The organism is Catellatospora sp. NPDC049133 (assembly GCF_040648455.1).
Lineage (GTDB): Bacteria > Actinomycetota > Actinomycetes > Mycobacteriales > Micromonosporaceae > Catellatospora > Catellatospora aurea.
Genome location: NZ_JBEZDT010000031.1, coordinates 43,707 through 62,518 on the forward strand (window position 1 = coordinate 43,707; position 18,812 = coordinate 62,518).

Here is an 18,812-nt window from a genome sequence, read left to right on the forward strand (position 1 = left end):
TCCTAGTCCCGTCCGTCGGCGGCGTGGCTCATGAACAGCCCAACGCGGTGCGCAGCGTAGCGAGATTGGCCCGCATGACCGAGAAGTAGTCACCCGTCCCGCCCTCGGCGAGCCCCTCCAGCGGGTCGAGCACGGCGGTCTTCGCGCCGACCTGCTCGGCCAGCGTCTGCGCGACCTTCGGCGAGACCAGCGTCTCGAAGAAGATCGTCGTCGCGCCGTACTGGCGCGCCTCGGCCGCGACGGCCGCGACCTGCTGCGGGGTGGGCTCGGTGTCCGGCGTCAGCCCGGACAGCGCGATCTGCTTGAGTTTGTACCGGTCGGCCAGGTATCCGAACGCGGCGTGGCTGGTCACGATCTCGTGCCGCTGGCAGTTCGCCAGCCCGGCGGTGAACTCGGCGTCCAGCTTGGTCAGCTCGGCGGCCAGGGCGTCGCCGCGCTCGGTGTAACCCGCCGCGTGCGCCGGGTCGCGTTCGGCCAGCTTCTTCGCGACGTCCTTGGCGACCACGGCCAGGCGGGTCGGGTCCAGCCAGAAGTGCGGGTCGGGGGCGTTGCCGCCCTCCTCGTTCGCGCCCTGGTGGTTGGGGCCGCCGACGAGCGGGGTGACCGCCGCGACGTCGAACGCGCGATCGCCGGCGTTCTGCGCGACAGCCTCGTCGAGCTGCGGCTGGAAGCCCTTGAGGTAGACCACCAGCCCCGCGTTGGCGACCTGGGCGACCTGGGCCGGGGACAGCTCCATGTCGTGCGGCTCGGCACCCGGCTGGGCGAGGTTGACCACGTCGACGTCGGGGCCGCCGACCTTCTCGGTGACGAACTGCAGGGGGTAGAAGCCGGTCACGACCGTGGTGCGGCCGGTGCTGTCGGTGGAGGAGTCGGAGCAGGCGGAGAGGGTGCCCAGGGCCAGCAGCGCGGCGACGCCGGCGACGGCGGCGCGCTGGAGAGATCGGCTCAGCATGGCGTCAACTCTCCCTGAAAATGAGAACGATTGTCAAAAACGCATAGGTGCATATCCCTGCCGCACACCCGCCCCGCCCACTCCATGATCCACCGCCCGCGGCGAAGGAAGGGCACCTTCTTAACGCTCTGCGTAGAGGAAGGGCACCTTGTTAACAGATCGGTTGCGCAGGCGCAGGTCAGCCGGCTGCTGGGGCGGGCGGCCGCCGACCTGGGGGCTCCGTGCCGACGGGGCGACGTGCCGACGTGGCGACGTGCCAGATACACCTTTTCGGCGCAAAGGCGACATGCGTTTGCCAAGATCGCCCGACTTGCCCGGCAGGTGGGCGTATGCGGGCACAAGATACGCACAGGTGCCAGGCAAGTCGGGCGATCTTGCGCGACCCGACCCGACGCGACCCGACCCGACGCGACCCGACGCAACGCGGCGCGACATGCGGTGCGCGGGACCTCGACCGCGCGGCGCGGTGCCGTGTGGGCGCGCTGGTGTGCGGGGCGGGTCAGAACAGGCGGGTCAGGGCCGCGGCGGTGAGCAGGGTGAGGACGATCACCCGCAGGGCCCGGGTCGCCGGGGGCTGGACCGGCCAGGTGGTGACCAGCAGCGCGGCCAGGACGGCGGCCAGCGCCAGCAGGAGGATGCCGCTGTACGGGTTCGGCAGCAGCACCGCCACCAGCAGCAGCGCCAGCGTGCCCAGCAGCGCGGTGCTCTTGGGGATCCGGGCCAGCCGGCGCAGCAGGGGGTTGTTCGCGACATCCTGGGGCACGGCGGCGGTCCTCTCCGGCAAGCGTTAAGAAGGGCACCCTTCACCCCGTAAAACGATAAGAAGGTGCCCCTCCTTACTGTAGTGAGGTGCTGATGCTCAATCGATTCGTGATCGCCGCCAACGAGGAGGCGTTCGTCGAGCGCGCCCACGCGGCGCTGGCGGCCCTGGCGGCCCGCCCCGGTTACCTGCGCGGGGAGCTGACCCGGTCGCTGGACGAGCCGGAGCACTGGTGCCTGCTCACCGAGTGGGAGAGCGTGGGGGCGTACCGGCGGGCGCTGGGCGGTTTCGACGTGAAGATGACGGCTACACCCCTGCTGGCCGAATCGCTGATGGAGCCGTGCGCGTTCGAGACCCTCGCCGAGGCCGAGCCGGGCGGCGAGGTGCAGACCCGGGCCAGTGACCGGGCCTGATCCGACGACCCGGACAGTGGCCGGTCCGCCCGGTTTCGGGCACGGCGGCGGCGGGTGGGAAGAACGCAATATGATCGCGGCCATGACCCATGCGCCCGCGCCCTCGCCCGTGCCGCCCGGTCCGGGCGCCGCGCCGCCGTTCCCGGCCGCGCCGTCGGAGGGCGGCGGGACCCGGCTGGGCTGGGCGCTCGGTATCGCGGGCGGCCTGATCGCGCTGTGCTGCGGCGGCGGCCTGGTGGCCGGGGTCGGCCTGGCCGTCACCGGGGTCCAGGCGATCAACGAGCGCGCCCACGTCGCGGTGGGGACCTACCTCGACGCGCTCAAGGAGAAGAAGTACGACCAGGCCTATGAGCTGCTCTGCGAGGACGAGCAGCGGCGCCTGGACCTGGAGCGCTTCACCAGCCAGGAGCAGTCCCGGCCGGAGCGCATCCAGTCGTACGAGCTGGGCGAGGTCGAGCTGCAGGGCACGTCGGGGATCACCCTGCCGGTCACCGAGCGCTACACCGACGGCGACACCGAGCGGGTTGTCTACCGCCTCGCGCAGGACCCGAAGACGACCGACCTCGAAGTCTGCGGGCGCGAGTAGCCGGGGTGTCGGCGCGGCGCACCGGCGGACTCACCACGTTGCGTGTGCAGTAGCGTTTAACCGCATGCGGGTTGCGCGAGTGGCCCGTACCGTATCCACGTCGTGCGGATCTTCCGCCGACCTCCGCCGACAGCCAGCCGGCGGCAACCTCCAACGGAATGGAGACCTGATCATGCCCGCGGACCGCATCGACTCCGTCGTCAGCCTGGCCAAGCGCCGGGGCTTCGTCTACCCGTCGAGTGAGATCTACGGTGGCACCCGTTCGGCCTGGGACTACGGCCCGCTGGGCGTGGAGCTCAAGGACAACGTCCGCCGGCAGTGGTGGAAGACGATGGTCCAGCAGCGCGACGACATCGTCGGCCTGGACTCCGCGGTGATCCTGGCCCGCCAGGTGTGGGAGGCCTCCGGCCACATCGAGGCGTTCGTCGACCCGCTGACCGAGTGCACCAGCTGCCACAAGCGCTTCCGGGCCGACCACCTGGAGGAGGCGTTCCTGGAGAAGAAGCCCGGCGCCACCTTCGTGCTGTCCGAGCTGAACTGCCCCAACTGCGGCAACAAGGGCACCTTCACCGAGCCGCGCATGTTCAACGGCCTGATGAAGACCTTCCTCGGCCCGGTCGAGAGCGCCGAGGGCGTGCACTACCTGCGGCCGGAGACGGCCCAGGGCATCTTCGTGAACTACGCCAACGTGGCCACCACCGCGCGCAAGAAGCCGCCGTTCGGCATCGCGCAGGTCGGCAAGAGCTTCCGCAACGAGATCACCCCGGGCAACTTCATCTTCCGTACGCGGGAGTTCGAGCAGATGGAGATGGAGTTCTTCGTCGAGCCCGGCACCGACGAGACCTGGCACGAGTACTGGCTGAACGAGCGCTGGAACTGGTACCTCGACCTGGGCATCTCGGCCGAGAACCTGCGCTTCTTCGAGCACCCGCAGGAGAAGCTGTCGCACTACTCCAAGCGCACGGTCGACATCGAGTACCGCTTCCGGTTCGGCGGCACCGAGTTCTCCGAGCTGGAGGGCATCGCCAACCGCACCGACTTCGACCTGACCACGCACAGCAAGCACTCGGGCACCGACCTGTCGTACTTCGACCAGGAGAAGAACGAGCGCTGGGTGCCGTACGTCATCGAGCCGGCGGCGGGTCTGACCCGGGCCGTGCTGGCGTTCATGCTGGAGGCGTACGACGAGGACGAGGCGCCCAACACCAAGGGCGGCGTCGACAAGCGCACCGTGATGCGCTTCGACAAGCGCCTGGCCCCGGTGAAGGTGGCCGTGCTCCCGCTGTCGCGCAACGAGCAGCTCTCGCCGAAGGCCCGTGGCCTGGCCGCGGACCTGCGCAAGCGCTGGGTGGTGGACTTCGACGACGCGCAGGCGATCGGCCGCCGCTACCGCCGCCAGGACGAGATCGGCACGCCCTACTGCGTCACCGTCGACTTCGACACCTTGGAAGACAACGCGGTGACCGTGCGTGATCGTGATTCGATGGTCCAGGAGCGCGTCTCGCTGGACCAGGTGGAGCGCTACCTGATCGAGCGCCTGCCCGGCTGCTGAGAACGGTTGACGTGCGTGAAGTCCCCCGAACCGGTGGTTCGGGGGACTTCGCACACGGGTAGTGCGACGTTTGCCGAGTTTGATTCGGGTCCTCCCCGGTAACATACGGACAGTGACCACCATCGAGCTGAAGAAGACGCCCGGGGGCCCGGCCGAGCCGCCGCCCCGGCGCCCGGCCTGGCGTGCGGGGCTGGTCATCGCGGCCGCCCTGCTGCTGGCGGCCGTGCTCGCGGGTCACCGGCTCATCCCCAACGTGCACGGCATCGGCAGCGTGCTCGACACCATCGCCCCGCTGTTCGGTCTGGCCGTGCCGGTGCTCGCGGTGGCCGCGCTGCTGGCCCGGTCGGGCAAGGCGCTGCTGGTGGTGCTGCTGCCGGCCGTCATCTGGGCCGCGATGTTCGGCCGGGCGCTGCTGCCGCCCCCGGGCGGGCCGGTGCAGCTGCGGGTGGTCACCCAGAACCTGTACGCCGACAATCCCGACCCGCAGACCACGGTCGAAGCGCTGGCCGCGGGCGGCCCCGACCTGATCGCGCTGCAGGAGGCCTCCGGCGGGACCATCGAGACGGTCGCCGAGCGGCTGGCGAAGACCTACCCGCACTACGCGGTCCGCTCGACGGTCGGGCTGCTCAGCCGGTATCCGATCACGGGCATCACCGGTGTGGACACCGGTCTGGACTGGACCCGGGCGCTGCGTGCGGTGGTGAAGACCCCGCAGGGCGACGTCGCGGTGTACGTCGTGCACCTCGGCTCGGCCCGGATCAACGACACGGCGATCCGGGACCACACCATCGACATGCTGGCCCAGGCGGTCCGGGAGGACGAGGCGCAGCGCGTGCTGGTGCTGGGCGACCTCAACACCGCCGCCACCGACCGCGCCATCGCGCCGCTGTCGGCGCTGCTGAGCGACGCGCAGGCCGACGCCGGCTGGGGTTACGGCTTCACCTGGCCGTCCTCGCTGCCGGTGATGCGGCCCGATCACGTGCTGTACCGGGGGCTGACCGCGACGCAGGCGGGGGTGCTGCGTACACCCGGCACCGACCATCGGGCCGTGACCTCGGGTTTCTCTTTCTGAGTCCACCGGCTCAACCCCGTAACGTGTACGTTCCTCTTCTTGGACTAGTACTTTCGGTCAGCCTCTTGTAAGGTCTTCAGTGCTCGGCTTGCCGAGTCGGCTGCCTAGCCGTCTGCAGCGCTCAAGAAACGGGTGCTGTGACCGTCACAGGCGAACCGTGTCCGAGGGCGCCCCCGTCGCTCCGGGTTCACACGCGGTTCACTGCGCCGGAGGCCTGCAATGACTGCAACACTGGTTCGCGAGACCGAAGCGTCCGCGTCCCCCTCGTCCCTGACCGACACCCTCGACGCGACTGCCGGCGATCTGCTGCTGCGCCGTCTCGGCGAGCTGAGCGAGCAAGACCCCGCACATGAGGACGTGCGGCAGGAGGCCATCTGCGCCTGGCTGCCGCTGGCCGAACGCCTGGCCCGCCGCTTCCGCCACCGCGGCGTGGACGGCGACGACCTCGTGCAGGTGGCGACCATCGGCCTGATCCAGGCCGTGGACCGTTTCGACCCCGCCCGCGGCAGTGCCTTCGTGCACTTCGCGGTGCCGACGATCGTCGGCGAACTCAAGCGCTACTTCCGTGACCGGGGCTGGAGCATGCGGGTAAGCCGCCGCATGCAGGAGCTGTACCTGGACATCAACCGGGTGTCCCCGCAGCTCTGCCAGGACCTGGGCCGGTGGCCGACCGCCGAGGACCTCGCCACGCATCTCAACGTCACCGTCGAAGACGTGGTGGCCGGGATGCACTGCGCGCAGGCGTACCGCATCAACTCCCTCAACGTCGCGGTGAGCGGCGAGGACGGCGATGTGGAGCTCGGTGAGCTGATCGGCGAGACCGACACCGTGCTGGAGTCCATTCCGGACGTGCATGCGGTCCGGCAGTACGTCAAGGAGCTGCCGGAACGTGAGCAGAAGATCCTGATGCTGCGCTTCGTCCAGGGCCACAACCAGGCCCAGATCGCGGAGCAGATCGGGGTCTCCCAGATGCACGTGTCTCGCCTGCTCAGCCGGTGCCTCGCGCAGCTGCGCGAGCGCATGCTGGCCGAGGACTGAATCAGTCACAGGCAGTAGCGGTTTCATCTTCGAGTTCGTGGGGCAGGAAGGAACCATGGAGCTTTTACTGTGGATCCTCGCCGTGGTCCTGGTCGTTTCCGGGATCGTCTCGCTGGCACGACGCCAGATCCTGTGGGGCATCGTGCTGATCGTCGTCGGTCTGCTCGTCGGACCGGGAGGCGTGAGCATCTTCTCGTAGGACGCGACACGCAAGCCGAAGGGCCGCGAAGACCATGGTCTTCGCGGCCCTTCGCCGTGTGCGACCCGCGTCACAGGACGACGCCCGCGGCCGGCCGTACTGTTGCGCCGTGACGGTACTCGGCCAGCCCCTCGAACTGCGCGGCGTGACGCTGCCCAACCGCATCGCGATGTCGCCGATGTGCCAGTACTCCGCGGGCCCGGACGGGCTGCCCGGCGACTGGCACCTGAACCACCTGGGCGCCCGCGCGGTCGGCGGGGCCGGGCTGGTCATCGCCGAGGCCAGCGCGGTGCTGCCGGAGGGCCGGATCTCGCCGCGCGACGCCGGCATCTGGTCACCGGCGCACGTGGACGCCTGGCGGCCGGTCACCGCGTTCGTCGCCGCGCAGGGGGCGGTGCCCGCGATCCAGCTCGCCCACGCCGGGTTCAAGGCCTCCACGTACTGGCCGTTCGCGCAGGAGCGAGGCGGGGTGCCCGACGCCGACGGCGGCTGGCAGCCGGTCGGGCCGGGCACGGAGCCGTTCGTGCCGGCGTACCGCACGCCGAAGGCCCTCGACGAGGGCGGCATCGCCACGGTGATCGCAGCGTTCGCGCAGGCCGCGGTGTACGCGGTCGACGCCGGCTTCCAGGCTGTCGAGATCCACGCCGCGCACGGGTACCTGCTGCACGAGTTCTACTCGCCGCTGACCAACCACCGCACCGACGGCTGGGGCGGCGACCACGCCGGGCGCACCCGCCTGGCGGTGGCCGTGGCGGCGGCGGTGCGCGACGCCGTCGGCCCCGACGTGCCCGTGCTGGCCCGGGTGTCCGCCACCGACTGGGTCGACGGCGGCTGGGCCGTGGCCGACACCGTCGAGCTGGCCCGCGCCCTGTTCGCGGCCGGTGTCGACCTGATCGACTGCTCCTCCGGCGGGGCTGTCGCCCACGCCGACATCCCGGTCGGCCCCGGCTACCAGGCCCCGCTGGCGGAGCGGGTGCGCCGGGACGTCGGCGTGCCCACCGGCGCGGTCGGCCTGATCACCGAACCCGAGCAGGCGGAGCGCATCGTCGAGGACGGGCAGGCCGACCTGGTGCTGATCGGGCGGGAGTTGCTGCGCGACCCGTACTGGCCGCGCCGGGCACTGGCCAAGCTCGGCGGGCAGCCGCACTGGCCGGACCAGTACGCCCGCGCCTTCTGAACCTCAGCGGCCCTCGGCCCGCAGCCGGGTCTCGACCGCGCTCAGATAGGCGTCGACCCGCTCGACGTCGTAACCCTTGCGGACCAGGGGGAAAGCGGCCTGCTCGACCTCGGCGGAGCTGATGCCGCCGCCGCCCGCCAGCACCGGGGCGATCCGGGCGGCCAGCGCGTCCACCTGCGCCGGGTCGTATCCCTTGGTGAACAGCACGGCACGGGGAAAGGCCGGGTCACGCGGGACGTCCGGGAGGCCGGCCGCCGGGCCGGGTGCGGTGGGGCGCCCGCCCTCGGCCGCGTGCTGCGCGGCGAGCAGGCCCAGGTACGCGTGGACCTGCTCGCGGTCGTAGCCGCGCAGCACGACGGTGAAGTCGATCCGGGGATTGTCGGCGAGGCTCAGCTCGCCCCGGTCCACCTGGGCGAGCAGGGCGTCGACCTCGGTGCGCTCGAAGCCGCGCAGGACGACCGTGAAGTCAGGGTGGGGCTGCATGGCGGACATCCTGGCAGATCAAGGCAAGGGCGCGGTCAGGCCGCCCCGGCGTCGAGCAGGGTGTGCCCCGCGGCCGTCGCCACGTAGAGCACGGTGCGGCCGTGCCGGCTGCGCGCCAGCAGTCCCGCCGCGTGCAGCACCTGGAGGTGCTCGGAGACCGCACCGGCCGACATGCCCAGCCGCCGGGACAGCTCGCTGGTGGTGGCCGGCTGGCGCAGCATGTCCAGCATCCGGGCCCGGGAGGCGCCGAACAGCGCGGCCAGGGCCGCGTCCGCGGGCGCCGGGGTGAGGAAGTCCGGGAAGTAGGCGCGCGGCCGGGTCAGCTCGGCCAGCAGCGCGACGCCGTGCGCGGCGGCGGGTGCGACCGTCAGCTCGCGGGCCTCGCGCCGCCAGGGCAGGTGGACCGGGCTGCCCTCGGTGTCGGCCAGCACATACCGGCTGCGGACCGTCTCCCACAGGGGCGAGACGCAGAACCGGATGCCGGCGGCATCGCTGACTCCGAACAGGATCTCGCTCAACGCGCTCCGTTCTTTCGGCGTGGGCCGAATCGTTGGATCCCTCCTCACCGTACTGGTGGGATCGATCCCTGTGGCAGCCGCGGGGCTCGGCGTTCTTGGCGGCGCATAACGGGGGAGAGCGCCCGGTGGCGTGGCTGTCCGGTTAGGAAGGGCACCTTCCACAACGCGGAGCGTGGCGAAGGTGCCCTTCCTTTCTGTCCGGGCGGGGCGTGGCGCGAGGGTGGGATCATGGGGTCGCGGGGTCGGCAGAGGATCCTGCGGGGAGGTGGTCGGCCTCATGAGTGTCGCTACGGAGCTGCTGGGGCCGTTCCCGTTCCGGCAGGAGGACCTCGAACACGGCAGGCTTGAACAGGGCGTACGGCACACGCTGGCGCACTACGCCGGTTGGCGGGACACGAATCCGGCCGCGATCGGATCGCATGTGGACCGGTACACCGAGCAGCTGCGGTCGATCGCCGGGCGGCACACCCCGGCGGCGACGCTGCTGCGCGGGGTCTACGCGCCGCGGCGGCGGCGGGAGCTGCGCGAGCAGGCGCTGCTGGAGCTGAACTACTTCGGCGTCTACAACCTCAGCGAGGTGCCCGACCCGGCCGACGTCGCCCGGGGTGAGGTGCTCGCGCGGGCGCACGCCCGCACGGTGCGGGAGGTCGTCGAGGGCATCGAGCGCGGGCGCGGCGTGGCGGGTGTCGTGGAGTCGCTGGAGCGGCGCTTCCCGGCGCTTCGCGGCGTCGCCGAGACCCGCTGGCTGGCCGAGCGGCTGGACCGGCTGCACCGCACCCTGCCGGAGACGGTGGTGCAGGCGGGGGCGATGGGCAAGGTGGTCCGCACGCTGGTGGGCGTGCTGGCCATCGGGGGGTACGACACCCGTGACGCGGGCCGGGCCGCGGTGCGCGAGCACCTCACCCGGATCCTGCCCGGCGCGTACGCGTACGGGGCCGCGTACGCGGTCATCGACGACAGCTTCCAGGACCTGCCCGGCGAGCACATGCTGCCGCGCGAGCGGGACCGGCTGCACCGGCTGATCCTGCGCGGCCTGTCCACGGGTGGCGCGATCGACGCCAGGGAGGTGCCCGACCATCCGCTCGCCGAGGAGATGCACGAGCTGTACGGGATCGCGCTGCAGGTCTACCCGTTCGGCACGCACCGGCACCTCTACCACGCGGCCGAGTCGATGTACCTGGCCCAGCACCGCGACGCGAGCCGTGGCGTGGACGAGCCGCTGGAGTCGGCGTACCCGGACATCTTCCTCAAGGCCGGGCTGAGCCGGGTGGTGGCCAACATCCTCGGCCGGCGCAGTCTCGACGAGGGCTTCTACGCCCGCTGCCTCAACACGATCTTCCTGAGCCAGTTCAAGGACGACCTCGCCGACCGCGACGAGGACCGCCGCGCCGGCCGGATGACCCCGTTCACGCACCCCGGCGACGGCCGCACCAACCCGCTGCTGGACCTGTTCGCCTACGACGCGTACGTGGTGGACCAGGTCTACGGCGGCGACCCGGTGGCCCGCGCCGCGCTGACCGGCGTCGGCGCGATCAAGCTGGGGATACACCTGTGCGCCGACCCGCAGGACACGCTGCGGCTGCTCGACCAGTACCCGGTCACCCCGGAGATCGCCACGTTCCTGCGTACGGCGGCCGGGGTGCCGCGCCGGGTGCTGCCCCAGCTGACCACCGGCGACCTGCGGCTGAAGCGGGAGGCGGCGGCGGTGATGGGCCGCCGTGACCCGAACAGCGTCGACGCGCGCACGTTCGTGCTCGACCGGCTGCCGCGCATCAACGAGATCGTGCACAACTGCCACGCCCAGGTCAACGCCGCCGAGCTGGCGCCGATCCTGGCGTACACGATGGACGGCCCGGCGAAGCGGCTGCGGCCCGCGCTGACGCTGATGCTGGCCGAAGGGCTCGGCGTGCGCGGGGACATGCCCGAGTCGCTGCTCGGCGCGATCGAGCTGTTCCACACCGCCAGCCTGATCTTCGACGACCTGCCCGCCCAGGACGACGCCACGCTGCGCCGGGGCCGCCCGGCCGCGCACACCGTGTTCGACGAGGGCAGCGTGCAGCTCGCCGCGATCTCGATGCTGTCCTCCGGGTTCGGCATGCTGGCCCGGCTCGACCGGCACTACCCGGCGCACCGGGTCACCGACGTCGTCGCGTACGTCGGCACGGTGCTGGGCCCGCAGCGGCTGTGCCGGGGGCAGTACCTGGACCTGCGCTACGCCCGGGACGCGTCGCCGGTCACCGGCGAGGACATCCTGGAGATGTACCGGCTGAAGACGTCGACCATGGTCGAGGCCGCGCTGGTGCCGCTGCTGATGCTGCTGGACCGGCCGCGCGTCGAGATCGAACTGGTCACCCGGTATGCCGACCACGCGGGCATCGTGTTCCAGGCCCGCGACGACATCCTCGATGCGACCGCGTCGGCCGAGCAGCTCGGCAAGGACTCCGGCAACGACGTGGGCAAGGCCAACCTGGTCCGGGTGTACGGGCTGGCGCAGGCGCGCCGGCTGATGGAGCAGCACCGCGACGCCGCGGTGGACAGTTGCGCCGCGCTGCCCTTCGACACCCGCCTGCTGCAGGGCATCGTCGAGCACTTCGCCGCCCGCGGCCGGTAGCGAAATCGTTCCGCCCGCACCGATGAGTTCCGCGCGCGCTGTCCGTCTACACGGATGAACGCGATGACCGAACTCTTCGGAAGGACCCTGTCATGACCTCGTACGCCGCCCCCGCCGTCCGTCCCCGCCGCGCCGTGAACATCGCCGTGTGGATCGGGCAGGTGCTGCTCGGGCTGTTCGCTGAGCGGGGGTCGGGGGCAAGATCGCTGTCTACGGTCATGATCTGCGGTGGGACCGCAGGTTCTGACCGCAGACAGCGATCTTCGTGCGCCGAGGCGGCGCGGATGATTCGCGCGTGCCGGGGTCAGCCGCCGGAGTCGTCGTGTTCGGCGTCCTCGGGGACGGCTTGGGAGTCGCGGTCGTCGAGCCAGCCGTAGGGGAGCACGACCTTGGCGGGGGAGTTGGTGCGGCCGCGCGGCTGGCCCAGGTTCGCCACCGGGAACGGCGCGTCGTGGTCCAGCTTGCCGAGCAGATCGTCGAGTTCCATCAGCGACGACGCCATGGCCATCGAGCGGCGCAGCTCCGAGCCCACGGGGAAGCCCTTGAGATACCAGGCGACGTGCTTGCGGAAGTCGGTGACGGCTTCGCGCTCGGCGCCCCACCAGTGCACGAGCAACTCGGCGTGGCGGCGCATGACCTGCGCGACCTCGCCCAGGTCGGGCATGACCCGCTCGGGGCGGCCGGCGAACGCGGCGGCCAGGTCGGCGAACAGCCACGGCCGACCCAGGCAGCCCCGGCCGACCACGACGCCGTCGCAGCCGGTCTCGGCCACCATGCGCAGCGCGTCGTCGGCCTCCCAGATGTCGCCGTTGCCGAGCACCGGCACGTCCAGGGCCTGCTTGAGGGTGGCGATGGACTCCCAGTCGGCCTCGCCGGAGTAGCGCTGGGCGGCGGTGCGCGCGTGCAGCGCCACCCATTTCGCCCCGGCCTCCTGCGCGATGAGACCGGCCTCGACGTACGTCAGGTGGTCGTCGTCGATGCCCTTGCGCATCTTGATGGTGACCGGGATGCCCGCCGGTGCGGCCGCGTCCACGGCCGCCTTGATGATCGAACCGAACAGGCGCCGCTTCCACGGGATCGCCGACCCGCCGCCCTTGCTCGTGATCTTCTTGACGCTGCACCCGAAGTTCAGGTCGATGTGATCGGCCAGGTTCTCGTCCACCACCCGGCGTACAGCCTTCGCGGTGATGTCCGGGTCGACGCCGTACAGCTGCATGCTGCGGGGGTTCTCGTCCGGCCCGAACTCGATCATCTTGTCGGTCTTGGGGTTGCGCACCGCCAACGCGACCGTCGTGATCATCTCGCAGACGTAGATCCCGGCCCCCTGCTCCCGGCAGAGCTGCCGGAACGCGACATTGGTGATGCCCGCCATCGGCGCGAGCACCACAGGCGGATCGACCGGGTACCGGCCCAACATCAACGTCGCAGTCACGCCCCCAAGAATCTCACGCCCCACCCCACCACCCCGAACCCCCGTAACCCACCCCACACCACCCCGCCCGTCCCCCGTTCATGCTCGCGACGATCTTGCGCGAACTGTTGCCCTTATGGGCGGTTTGGGCGTGTCGTCGGCACACTCACGCAAGATCGTCGTGATCATGGGCGGGGCGGAGGCGGGCGGGGTCGGGTTCGCGGGTGGGGTGGCGGCGGAGGTAGTCGGCTTCTAGTTCGATCATGCGGGCGGTGTGGTGGGAGAGGGACTGGTCGGAGCCGTGGCGCAGGGTGTCGTGGCGGGTGCGGTGGATCGCCGCGAGTTCGCGGAGCAGGTCTTCGTCGGGGAGGTCGCGGGCGGGGATGCCGCTGGCCGGTTCGGGCTGCTGCCAGGCGTAGACGATCTCCACCACTTCGTCGTAGTCGCGCATGGGGGAGAGGTACCCGGAGTTCGGGTGGTTCAACCGTCGTGCCCGGGTTTGTCAGGGTAGGCGGCGGCCGTCGCGGAGGGCGGTCTGCAGTATTTGAGCCTCGTAGGCGGCGTCGGCGGCTTCCTGGGTGAGGGCGTGGGAGGAGACGCGGGCGACCTCGGCGGCGCGGCGGGCGTTGCGGGCGCGGGAGGCGGCCACGTGGTAGAGGCGGGCCGCTTCGGCGTCTTGGGCGCGCAGGCGGGACAGCTCGTGCGAGCGGTCCTGGCGCGACTGGTCCCAGCCGTCGACCTTCGACCAGATGGCGCGCAGTTGTTCCATGGTCAGGTCGCCGCGCTTGTAGGCGGCGCGCGCGGCCAGGGCGACCTCGCGCAGGGTCTCCGTGGAGGCGGTGACTTCGACCGGTTCGGGTGGCAGCGTCTCGGCCGCGTCCTCCAGCAGTCGCGCCGCCGCCAGGTGGGCCTGCCAGGCGGCGTCCCGGTCGTCCTCGGCCGCCGTCAGCTCGGCCGCGGTGCGCTCGGCCAGCAGCACGGCGGTGCGGGCGGCCTCCAGTACCTCGGCGGCGACCGCCTCGAGCTCGCGGGCCTCGGCGGTGAGCTGGAGGCGGTCGTTCGTGCTGAGCCGCCCTCGGCGTACGCCGTCGCGCCGGGACTGCGCCTGGGCCAGCAGCCCCAGGAACAGCACCGCGAGCAGCGTGAACGGCAGCCCGCCCAGCAACACCACCGCGGAATTGGACACACCAGCACCCTAGTATCGATCCCCGTTGATCGTTAGGGCTGGCGGGAATTAGTCACATCGGCGGCGTGGACCGGGCCCGGGTCGGCGATCTTGGGTGACCCCGTCGAAGATGGACGGATGACCGAGATCGTCCCGCCCGTGCCCGCGTCCACCGCCGTCGTGATCGGAGCCGGTATCGCCGGGCTGTGCGCCGCCCGGGTGCTGGCCGACCGATACGCCCGCGTGGTCGTGCTGGACCGGGACCACCTGCCACCGGACGCGTCGCCGCGGCGCGGCGTGCCGCAGGGCAACCACGGGGCGGTGCTGCTGGCAGCCGGTCAGCGGGCGCTCGGCGAGCTGTTCGACGGGCTGGTCGACGAGCTGGTCGCGGCGGGGGCGACCCCGTTCGAGCCGGGCACCCAGATGATCTTCTACCGGTACGGCAGCGTCTGGCCTAAGTCGCCGACCGGCATCGACCTGCTCTCGTTCAGCCGCCCGCTGCTGGAGCACGCCGTACGCGGCCGGGTGGCGGCGCTGCCGAACGTCGAGTTCCGCGCCGGGATCGCGGTCGTCGGGCTGGCGGGCGCCGACGGCGTCGTCACCGGCGTGGTGCTCGACGACAGCGAGACGCTGCCGTGCGCGCTGGTGGTCGACTGCTCGGGCCGGGGCAGCCGCTCCGACCGCTGGCTCGCCGAGCTGGGCTTCGCCGCACCGGCGGTCACCGAGGTCAAGGTCGGCGTCGGGTACACCACCCGGCTGTTCCGGCGCGGGCCGGCCGACCTGCCCGACGCCACCGCGGTGTTCGTGCTGCCCGCCCCGCCGCATGAGACCCGGGTCGGGCTGGCCCTGCCCATCGAGGGCGACCGCTGGCTGATCTCGCTGGGCGGCTGGCACGGCGACTTCCCGGCCGCCGGCGACCCGGACGCCTTCGGCGCGCACGCCCGCAGCCTGCCCCACCCCGGCATCGCGGACCTCATCGAACGGTGCGAGCCGGTGACCGAGGCGGTCTCGTTCACCTTCCCGTCCAACCGCCGCCGCCACTTCGAGGACCTGCCCGCCCACCCCGCCGGCTACCTGGCCCTCGGTGACGCCGTCTGCAGCTTCAACCCCATCTACGGCCAGGGCATGACGTGCGCCGCGCTGGAGTCCCAGGCCCTGGGCAGGCAACTCGACGCGCACAGCGCACCCACCGCCGCCCTGGCCACCGACTTCTATCAGGAGACGGCGCACATCCTCGCCACCCCCTGGGGCTTCGCCGCCGGCGGCGACTTCGCCTACCCGCAGACCCAGGGCGAACGCCCACGCGGTATCGCCCTGCGCAATCGCTACTCGCGCCGCATCCAGCTCGCCGCGCAGGCCGACCCCGAGATCCGGCGCATCTTCACCGCCGTCCAGCACCTGCTCATGCCACCCGGCATCCTCCGCAAACCCGCCATGGTCCTGCGCATCCTCCGCCTCTCCCGCCAAGCCCCAGGCGCGAAAGGAAGGGCACCTGCACAACGCTCCGCGTAGCGGAAGGGCACCTTCTTAACGCGCCTGCTGCGCCAGGCTGCTCAGGAAGGGCCGGGCCGCGGCCGACGGGAGGCATGAGCCCGGTCGGCGCGCGATCGCAGATCAGACGGCGGCCAGTGCGGGGAGGAGCTGCTTCTCGGCGAAGTCGAGGAAGTCGCGCTGGCTGTCGCCGCCGATCTGGATCAGGGCGACGTCGGTGAATCCGGCGTCGGCGAACTGCTTCACGGCGGCGACGTGCTTGTCCAGGTCGGGGCCGCAGGAGATCTTCGCGGCGACCATCTGCGGGGTCATCGCGGTGGTCGCCGCGGCGAACGAGCGCGGGTGCGGCAGCTCGGCGTTGACCGCCCAGCCCAGGTCGAACCAGCGGAACTGGTCGTGGGCGATCCGGGCGCACTCGTCGGCGTCCGGTCCCCAGCAGATCGCCACCTGCCCGTAGCGGGGGCCGCTGCCGCCGGCGTCGGCGTACTGCTCGATCAGCTCGCGTTTCGGCTCGATCGCGATCAGCGCCGCGTCGTGGCGGGCGGCCAGCCGGATCGACGACGGCCCGGACACCGCCACGGCGATCGGCACCCGCTCGTCCGGCAGGTCCCACAGGCGCGCCTCGGGCACCTCGAAGTACTCGCCCAGGTGGTGCACGACCTCGCCGGCCAGCAGCGGCTGGATGATCTCCATGGCCTCGGACAGCATCGCGTGCCGCTGCACCGCCTGCGGGTACGCCCCCACCACGTGCTCGTTGAGGTTCTCGCCCGCGCCCAGGCCGAGCGTGAACCGCCCCCGCGCCATGATGCCGACCGTCGCCGCCATCTGCGCCACCACCGTCGGGTGGTAGCGCATGGTGGGGCAGGTGACGAACGAGACCAGCGGGAGGCGCTCGGTGGCGTGGGCGGCCGCGCCCAGCACCGACCAGGCGAACGGGGCGTGCCCCTGCTCGGCCAGCCACGGGTAGTAGTGGTCGGAGCAGACCGCGAAGCCGAACCCGGCCGCCTCGGCGCGTACCGCGTCGTCGACCAGTTCCCGGGGCCCGCGCTGCTCGGTCATGAGCGTGTAACCGATATTGGTCATTCGCTCTGATTACCCCCGGGTGCGGCGGCCGACACCCCCGCCGCCGTCGGCCGGGCCGAATGACACCCCCGGCTGGTAGAACTGCGGGATGGCGGACGACAGGACACAACTGCGCGAACGTGCCGAAACGGTGCTCCGGCGGCTCGCGGGCGAGCATGCCGAGCTGCGGCCGGACCAGTGGCGGGCGATCGAGGCGCTGGTCGCCGACGCCCGGCGGGTGCTGTGCGTGCAACGCACCGGCTGGGGCAAGTCCGCCGTGTACTTCGTCGCCACCGCCCTGCTGCGCGAGCGCGGCCACGGCCCGACGGTGATCGTTTCCCCGCTGCTGGCGCTCATGCGCAACCAGGTCGACGCGGCGGCCCGCGCGGGCATCCACGCCCGCACCATCAACTCGGCCAACCTGGAGGACTGGGACCAGATCACCGCGGAGATCGCCGACGGCGCGGTCGACGTGCTGCTGATCAGCCCGGAGCGGCTCAACAACCCCGACTTCCGCGACACCGTGCTGCCCCGCCTGGCCGCCACCACCGGCCTGCTCGTCGTCGACGAGGCGCACTGCGTCTCCGACTGGGGCCACGACTTCCGCCCCGACTACCGCCGCCTGCGCACCATGCTGGCCGAGCTGCCCGCGGGCACGCCGGTGCTGGCCACCACCGCGACGGCCAACGAGCGGGTCACCACCGACGTCGCCGAGCAGCTCGGCGGGGGACAGGCGGCCGACCACGAGCCGCTGGTGCTGCGCGGACCGCTGGACCGGGAGTCGCTGCGGCTGGCCGCGCTGGAGCTGCCCAGCCCGGCGCACCGGCTGGCCTGGCTCGCCGACCACCTCGACCAGATCCCCGGCTCCGGCATCGTCTACACGCTGACCGTCGCCGCCGCGCACGAGACCGCCCAGTTCCTGGCCGGCCGGGGGTACGCCGTGGCCGCGTACACCGGCCAGGCCGAGGACGCCGACCGCCGCTCAGCCGAGCAGGACCTGCTCGACAACAAGCTCAAGGCGCTGGTGGCCACCTCCGCCCTGGGCATGGGCTTCGACAAGCCCGACCTCGGGTTCGTCGTGCACCTGGGCGCGCCGTCCTCGCCGATCGCCTACTACCAGCAGGTCGGCCGCGCGGGCCGGGCCGTGGCCGGGGCGGACGTGATGCTGCTGCCCGGCCCGGAGGATGCCGCGATCTGGCGCTACTTCGCCTCGCTGGCCTTCCCGCCGGAGGACCAGGTGCGCCGGGTGCTCGACGTGCTCGACACCGCCGGGCGCCCCGTGTCGACGCAGGCCCTGGAGGTGCAGGTCGACCTGCGGCGCAACCGGCTGGAGATGATGCTCAAGGTCCTCGACGTCGACGGCGCGGTCAAGCGCGTGCGCGGCGGCTGGGAGGCCACCGGGCTGCCCTGGGTGTACGACACCGAGCGCTACGCGCGCATCGCCAAGGCCCGCCAGGCCGAGCAGGACGCCATGCGCGACTACACCGGCACCACCCGGTGCCGCATGGAGTTCCTCCGGCACACCCTCGACGATCCCGAGGCGCGCCGCTGCGGCCGCTGCGACAACTGCGCCGGTCCCGCCTACGGCAAGGACGTCTCCGCCGAGGCCCTCCAGGCCGCGCACGTCTTCCTCGGCCGCCCCGGCGTCCAGATCGAACCCCGCAAGATGTGGCCGACCGGGCTCGCCGCCGCGGGCGTCCCGCTCTCCGGGAAGATCCCCCCGGCCGAGCAGACGCTGCCCGGCCGGGCCGTGGGCCGCCTGTCCGACCTCGGCTGGGGCACCCGCCTGCGAGAACTGCTCGCCGAGGGCGCTCCCGACACGGCTGCGCCCGCCGACCTGCTCGCGGTGCTCGTCGAGGTCCTCAAGGACTGGTCACACGGCGCCGACCCGTGGCCCGCCCGCCCGGCCGCCGTCGTGGCGATCAACTCCCGGACCCGCCCGCGCCTGATCGCCGGCGTGGCCGAACACGTGGCCCGCGTCGGCCGCCTGGAGTTGCTCGGCACCGTCGCGGGCGGCCCGCCCGCCGACCAGCCCCGGGCCAACAGTGCCCAGCGCGTCAAAGCCCTGCACGACGCCTTCACCGTCCCCGAGGGCATGGCCGACCGACTCCGCGACCTCTCCGGCCCCGTCCTCCTGGTCGACGACCAACTCGACTCCGGCTGGACCATGGCCGTCGTAGCCCGCCAACTCCTCCAGGCAGGCGCCCCCGGCGTCCTCCCCCTCACCCTCGCCACCACGTCCTAGGCACGCCACGGTCGTGCAGTTTCGGGGAAACCGCACGAATCACCGGCCCGATTCCACCACTTTCCCGAAACCGCGGA

The 18,812-nt window shown here is 72.0% G+C and carries 18 protein-coding genes; 10 read left to right on the forward strand and 8 right to left on the reverse strand.

Annotation, left to right across the window (positions count from 1 at the left end):
• Nucleotides 1-28 precede the first annotated feature (28 nt).
• Both AB0B35_RS30270 and AB0B35_RS30275 read right to left on the reverse strand, forming a co-directional pair.
• Nucleotides 29-952, reverse strand: coding sequence for a metal ABC transporter substrate-binding protein (locus AB0B35_RS30270; protein ID WP_361051660.1), 924 nt, complete (start codon nucleotides 950-952; stop codon nucleotides 29-31).
• 499 nt (nucleotides 953-1,451) lie between these two features.
• Complete coding sequence (locus AB0B35_RS30275; protein WP_361051663.1) at nucleotides 1,452-1,715, reverse strand: hypothetical protein; 264 nt, start codon at nucleotides 1,713-1,715, stop codon at nucleotides 1,452-1,454.
• Between the two features lie 86 nt (nucleotides 1,716-1,801).
• On the opposite strand from AB0B35_RS30275, the gene AB0B35_RS30280 reads away from it, so the two are divergent.
• The 7 genes from AB0B35_RS30280 to AB0B35_RS30310 all read left to right on the forward strand — a co-directional run bounded on the left by AB0B35_RS30280 (nucleotide 1,802) and on the right by AB0B35_RS30310 (nucleotide 7,749).
• Nucleotides 1,802-2,125, forward strand: coding sequence for an antibiotic biosynthesis monooxygenase (locus tag AB0B35_RS30280; RefSeq protein ID WP_120316467.1), 324 nt, complete (start codon nucleotides 1,802-1,804; stop codon nucleotides 2,123-2,125).
• Nucleotides 2,126-2,207: 82 nt separating this feature from the next.
• On the forward strand, nucleotides 2,208-2,711 hold the full coding sequence (locus AB0B35_RS30285; RefSeq protein ID WP_360533408.1) for a hypothetical protein: 504 nt from the start codon (nucleotides 2,208-2,210) through the stop codon (nucleotides 2,709-2,711).
• Nucleotides 2,712-2,883: 172 nt separating this feature from the next.
• Nucleotides 2,884-4,263, forward strand: a complete 1,380-nt coding sequence (locus AB0B35_RS30290) for a glycine--tRNA ligase (RefSeq protein ID WP_203694395.1) — start codon at nucleotides 2,884-2,886, stop codon at nucleotides 4,261-4,263.
• 112 nt (nucleotides 4,264-4,375) lie between these two features.
• A complete protein-coding gene (locus tag AB0B35_RS30295; protein ID WP_361051667.1) occupies nucleotides 4,376-5,335 on the forward strand; it encodes an endonuclease/exonuclease/phosphatase family protein in 960 nt (319 codons plus the stop codon).
• 219 nt (nucleotides 5,336-5,554) lie between these two features.
• Nucleotides 5,555-6,373, forward strand: coding sequence for a SigB/SigF/SigG family RNA polymerase sigma factor (locus AB0B35_RS30300; RefSeq protein ID WP_361051670.1), 819 nt, complete (start codon nucleotides 5,555-5,557; stop codon nucleotides 6,371-6,373).
• Between the two features lie 55 nt (nucleotides 6,374-6,428).
• The gene (locus AB0B35_RS30305; protein ID WP_361051673.1) at nucleotides 6,429-6,572 is read left to right on the forward strand and encodes a GPGG-motif small membrane protein; all 144 of its coding nucleotides are present in this window, start codon (nucleotides 6,429-6,431) and stop codon (nucleotides 6,570-6,572) included.
• Between the two features lie 109 nt (nucleotides 6,573-6,681).
• Nucleotides 6,682-7,749: an NADH:flavin oxidoreductase/NADH oxidase gene (locus AB0B35_RS30310; protein ID WP_361051676.1), complete on the forward strand. Its 1,068-nt coding sequence runs from the start codon at nucleotides 6,682-6,684 to the stop codon at nucleotides 7,747-7,749.
• A gap of 3 nt (nucleotides 7,750-7,752) precedes the next feature.
• On the opposite strand, the gene AB0B35_RS30315 is transcribed toward AB0B35_RS30310, so the two are convergent.
• Together AB0B35_RS30315 and AB0B35_RS30320 are read right to left on the reverse strand one after the other, a co-directional pair.
• The gene (locus AB0B35_RS30315; RefSeq protein WP_361051679.1) at nucleotides 7,753-8,232 is read right to left on the reverse strand and encodes a DivIVA domain-containing protein; all 480 of its coding nucleotides are present in this window, start codon (nucleotides 8,230-8,232) and stop codon (nucleotides 7,753-7,755) included.
• Nucleotides 8,233-8,267: 35 nt separating this feature from the next.
• Complete coding sequence (locus tag AB0B35_RS30320; protein ID WP_361051682.1) at nucleotides 8,268-8,750, reverse strand: winged helix-turn-helix domain-containing protein; 483 nt, start codon at nucleotides 8,748-8,750, stop codon at nucleotides 8,268-8,270.
• Nucleotides 8,751-9,027: 277 nt separating this feature from the next.
• Between AB0B35_RS30320 and AB0B35_RS30325 the strand changes: the two genes are divergently transcribed.
• Nucleotides 9,028-11,361 carry a polyprenyl synthetase family protein gene (locus AB0B35_RS30325; RefSeq protein WP_361051685.1) on the forward strand — a complete coding sequence of 778 codons (2,334 nt, stop codon included), beginning with the start codon at nucleotides 9,028-9,030 and terminating at the stop codon, nucleotides 11,359-11,361.
• Nucleotides 11,362-11,665: 304 nt separating this feature from the next.
• Here AB0B35_RS30325 and dusB read toward each other — a convergent pair whose 3' ends face one another.
• The 3 genes from dusB to AB0B35_RS30340 form a co-directional block, all read right to left on the reverse strand.
• Entirely contained in the window at nucleotides 11,666-12,778 is a 1,113-nt protein-coding gene (gene dusB / locus AB0B35_RS30330; protein WP_361051845.1) for a tRNA dihydrouridine synthase DusB, read from the reverse strand.
• 160 nt (nucleotides 12,779-12,938) lie between these two features.
• The gene (locus AB0B35_RS30335) at nucleotides 12,939-13,223 is read right to left on the reverse strand and encodes a DUF6158 family protein (protein WP_361051688.1); all 285 of its coding nucleotides are present in this window, start codon (nucleotides 13,221-13,223) and stop codon (nucleotides 12,939-12,941) included.
• 51 nt (nucleotides 13,224-13,274) lie between these two features.
• Nucleotides 13,275-13,958, reverse strand: coding sequence for a hypothetical protein (locus AB0B35_RS30340; RefSeq protein WP_361051691.1), 684 nt, complete (start codon nucleotides 13,956-13,958; stop codon nucleotides 13,275-13,277).
• 117 nt (nucleotides 13,959-14,075) lie between these two features.
• Between AB0B35_RS30340 and AB0B35_RS30345 the strand changes: the two genes are divergently transcribed.
• Entirely contained in the window at nucleotides 14,076-15,449 is a 1,374-nt protein-coding gene (locus AB0B35_RS30345; protein ID WP_361051693.1) for an FAD-dependent oxidoreductase, read from the forward strand.
• Nucleotides 15,450-15,551: 102 nt separating this feature from the next.
• Here AB0B35_RS30345 and AB0B35_RS30350 read toward each other — a convergent pair whose 3' ends face one another.
• Nucleotides 15,552-16,511 carry a TIGR03557 family F420-dependent LLM class oxidoreductase gene (locus tag AB0B35_RS30350; RefSeq protein ID WP_361051696.1) on the reverse strand — a complete coding sequence of 320 codons (960 nt, stop codon included), beginning with the start codon at nucleotides 16,509-16,511 and terminating at the stop codon, nucleotides 15,552-15,554.
• Nucleotides 16,512-16,599: 88 nt separating this feature from the next.
• Here AB0B35_RS30350 and AB0B35_RS30355 point away from each other — a divergent pair, with 88 nt between their 5' ends.
• Complete coding sequence (locus AB0B35_RS30355; RefSeq protein WP_361051699.1) at nucleotides 16,600-18,735, forward strand: DEAD/DEAH box helicase; 2,136 nt, start codon at nucleotides 16,600-16,602, stop codon at nucleotides 18,733-18,735.
• The last annotated feature ends 77 nt before the right edge of the window (nucleotides 18,736-18,812 follow it).

Coding starts and splice junctions, on each gene's coding strand:
- AB0B35_RS30270 (WP_361051660.1), bottom strand. CDS start 952: ATGCTGAGCCGATCTCTCCAGCGCGCCGCCGTCGCCGGCGTCGCCGCG.
- AB0B35_RS30285 (WP_360533408.1), top strand. CDS start 2,208: ATGACCCATGCGCCCGCGCCCTCGCCCGTGCCGCCCGGTCCGGGCGCC.
- AB0B35_RS30290 (WP_203694395.1), top strand. CDS start 2,884: ATGCCCGCGGACCGCATCGACTCCGTCGTCAGCCTGGCCAAGCGCCGG.
- AB0B35_RS30300 (WP_361051670.1), top strand. CDS start 5,555: ATGACTGCAACACTGGTTCGCGAGACCGAAGCGTCCGCGTCCCCCTCG.
- AB0B35_RS30305 (WP_361051673.1), top strand. CDS start 6,429: ATGGAGCTTTTACTGTGGATCCTCGCCGTGGTCCTGGTCGTTTCCGGG.
- AB0B35_RS30315 (WP_361051679.1), bottom strand. CDS start 8,232: ATGCAGCCCCACCCTGACTTCACGGTCGTCCTGCGCGGCTTCGAGCGC.
- AB0B35_RS30325 (WP_361051685.1), top strand. CDS start 9,028: ATGAGTGTCGCTACGGAGCTGCTGGGGCCGTTCCCGTTCCGGCAGGAG.
- dusB (WP_361051845.1), bottom strand. CDS start 12,778: ATGTTGGGCCGGTACCCGGTCGATCCGCCTGTGGTGCTCGCGCCGATG.
- AB0B35_RS30335 (WP_361051688.1), bottom strand. CDS start 13,223: ATGCGCGACTACGACGAAGTGGTGGAGATCGTCTACGCCTGGCAGCAG.
- AB0B35_RS30345 (WP_361051693.1), top strand. CDS start 14,076: ATGACCGAGATCGTCCCGCCCGTGCCCGCGTCCACCGCCGTCGTGATC.
- AB0B35_RS30350 (WP_361051696.1), bottom strand. CDS start 16,511: ATGACCAATATCGGTTACACGCTCATGACCGAGCAGCGCGGGCCCCGG.
- AB0B35_RS30355 (WP_361051699.1), top strand. CDS start 16,600: ATGGCGGACGACAGGACACAACTGCGCGAACGTGCCGAAACGGTGCTC.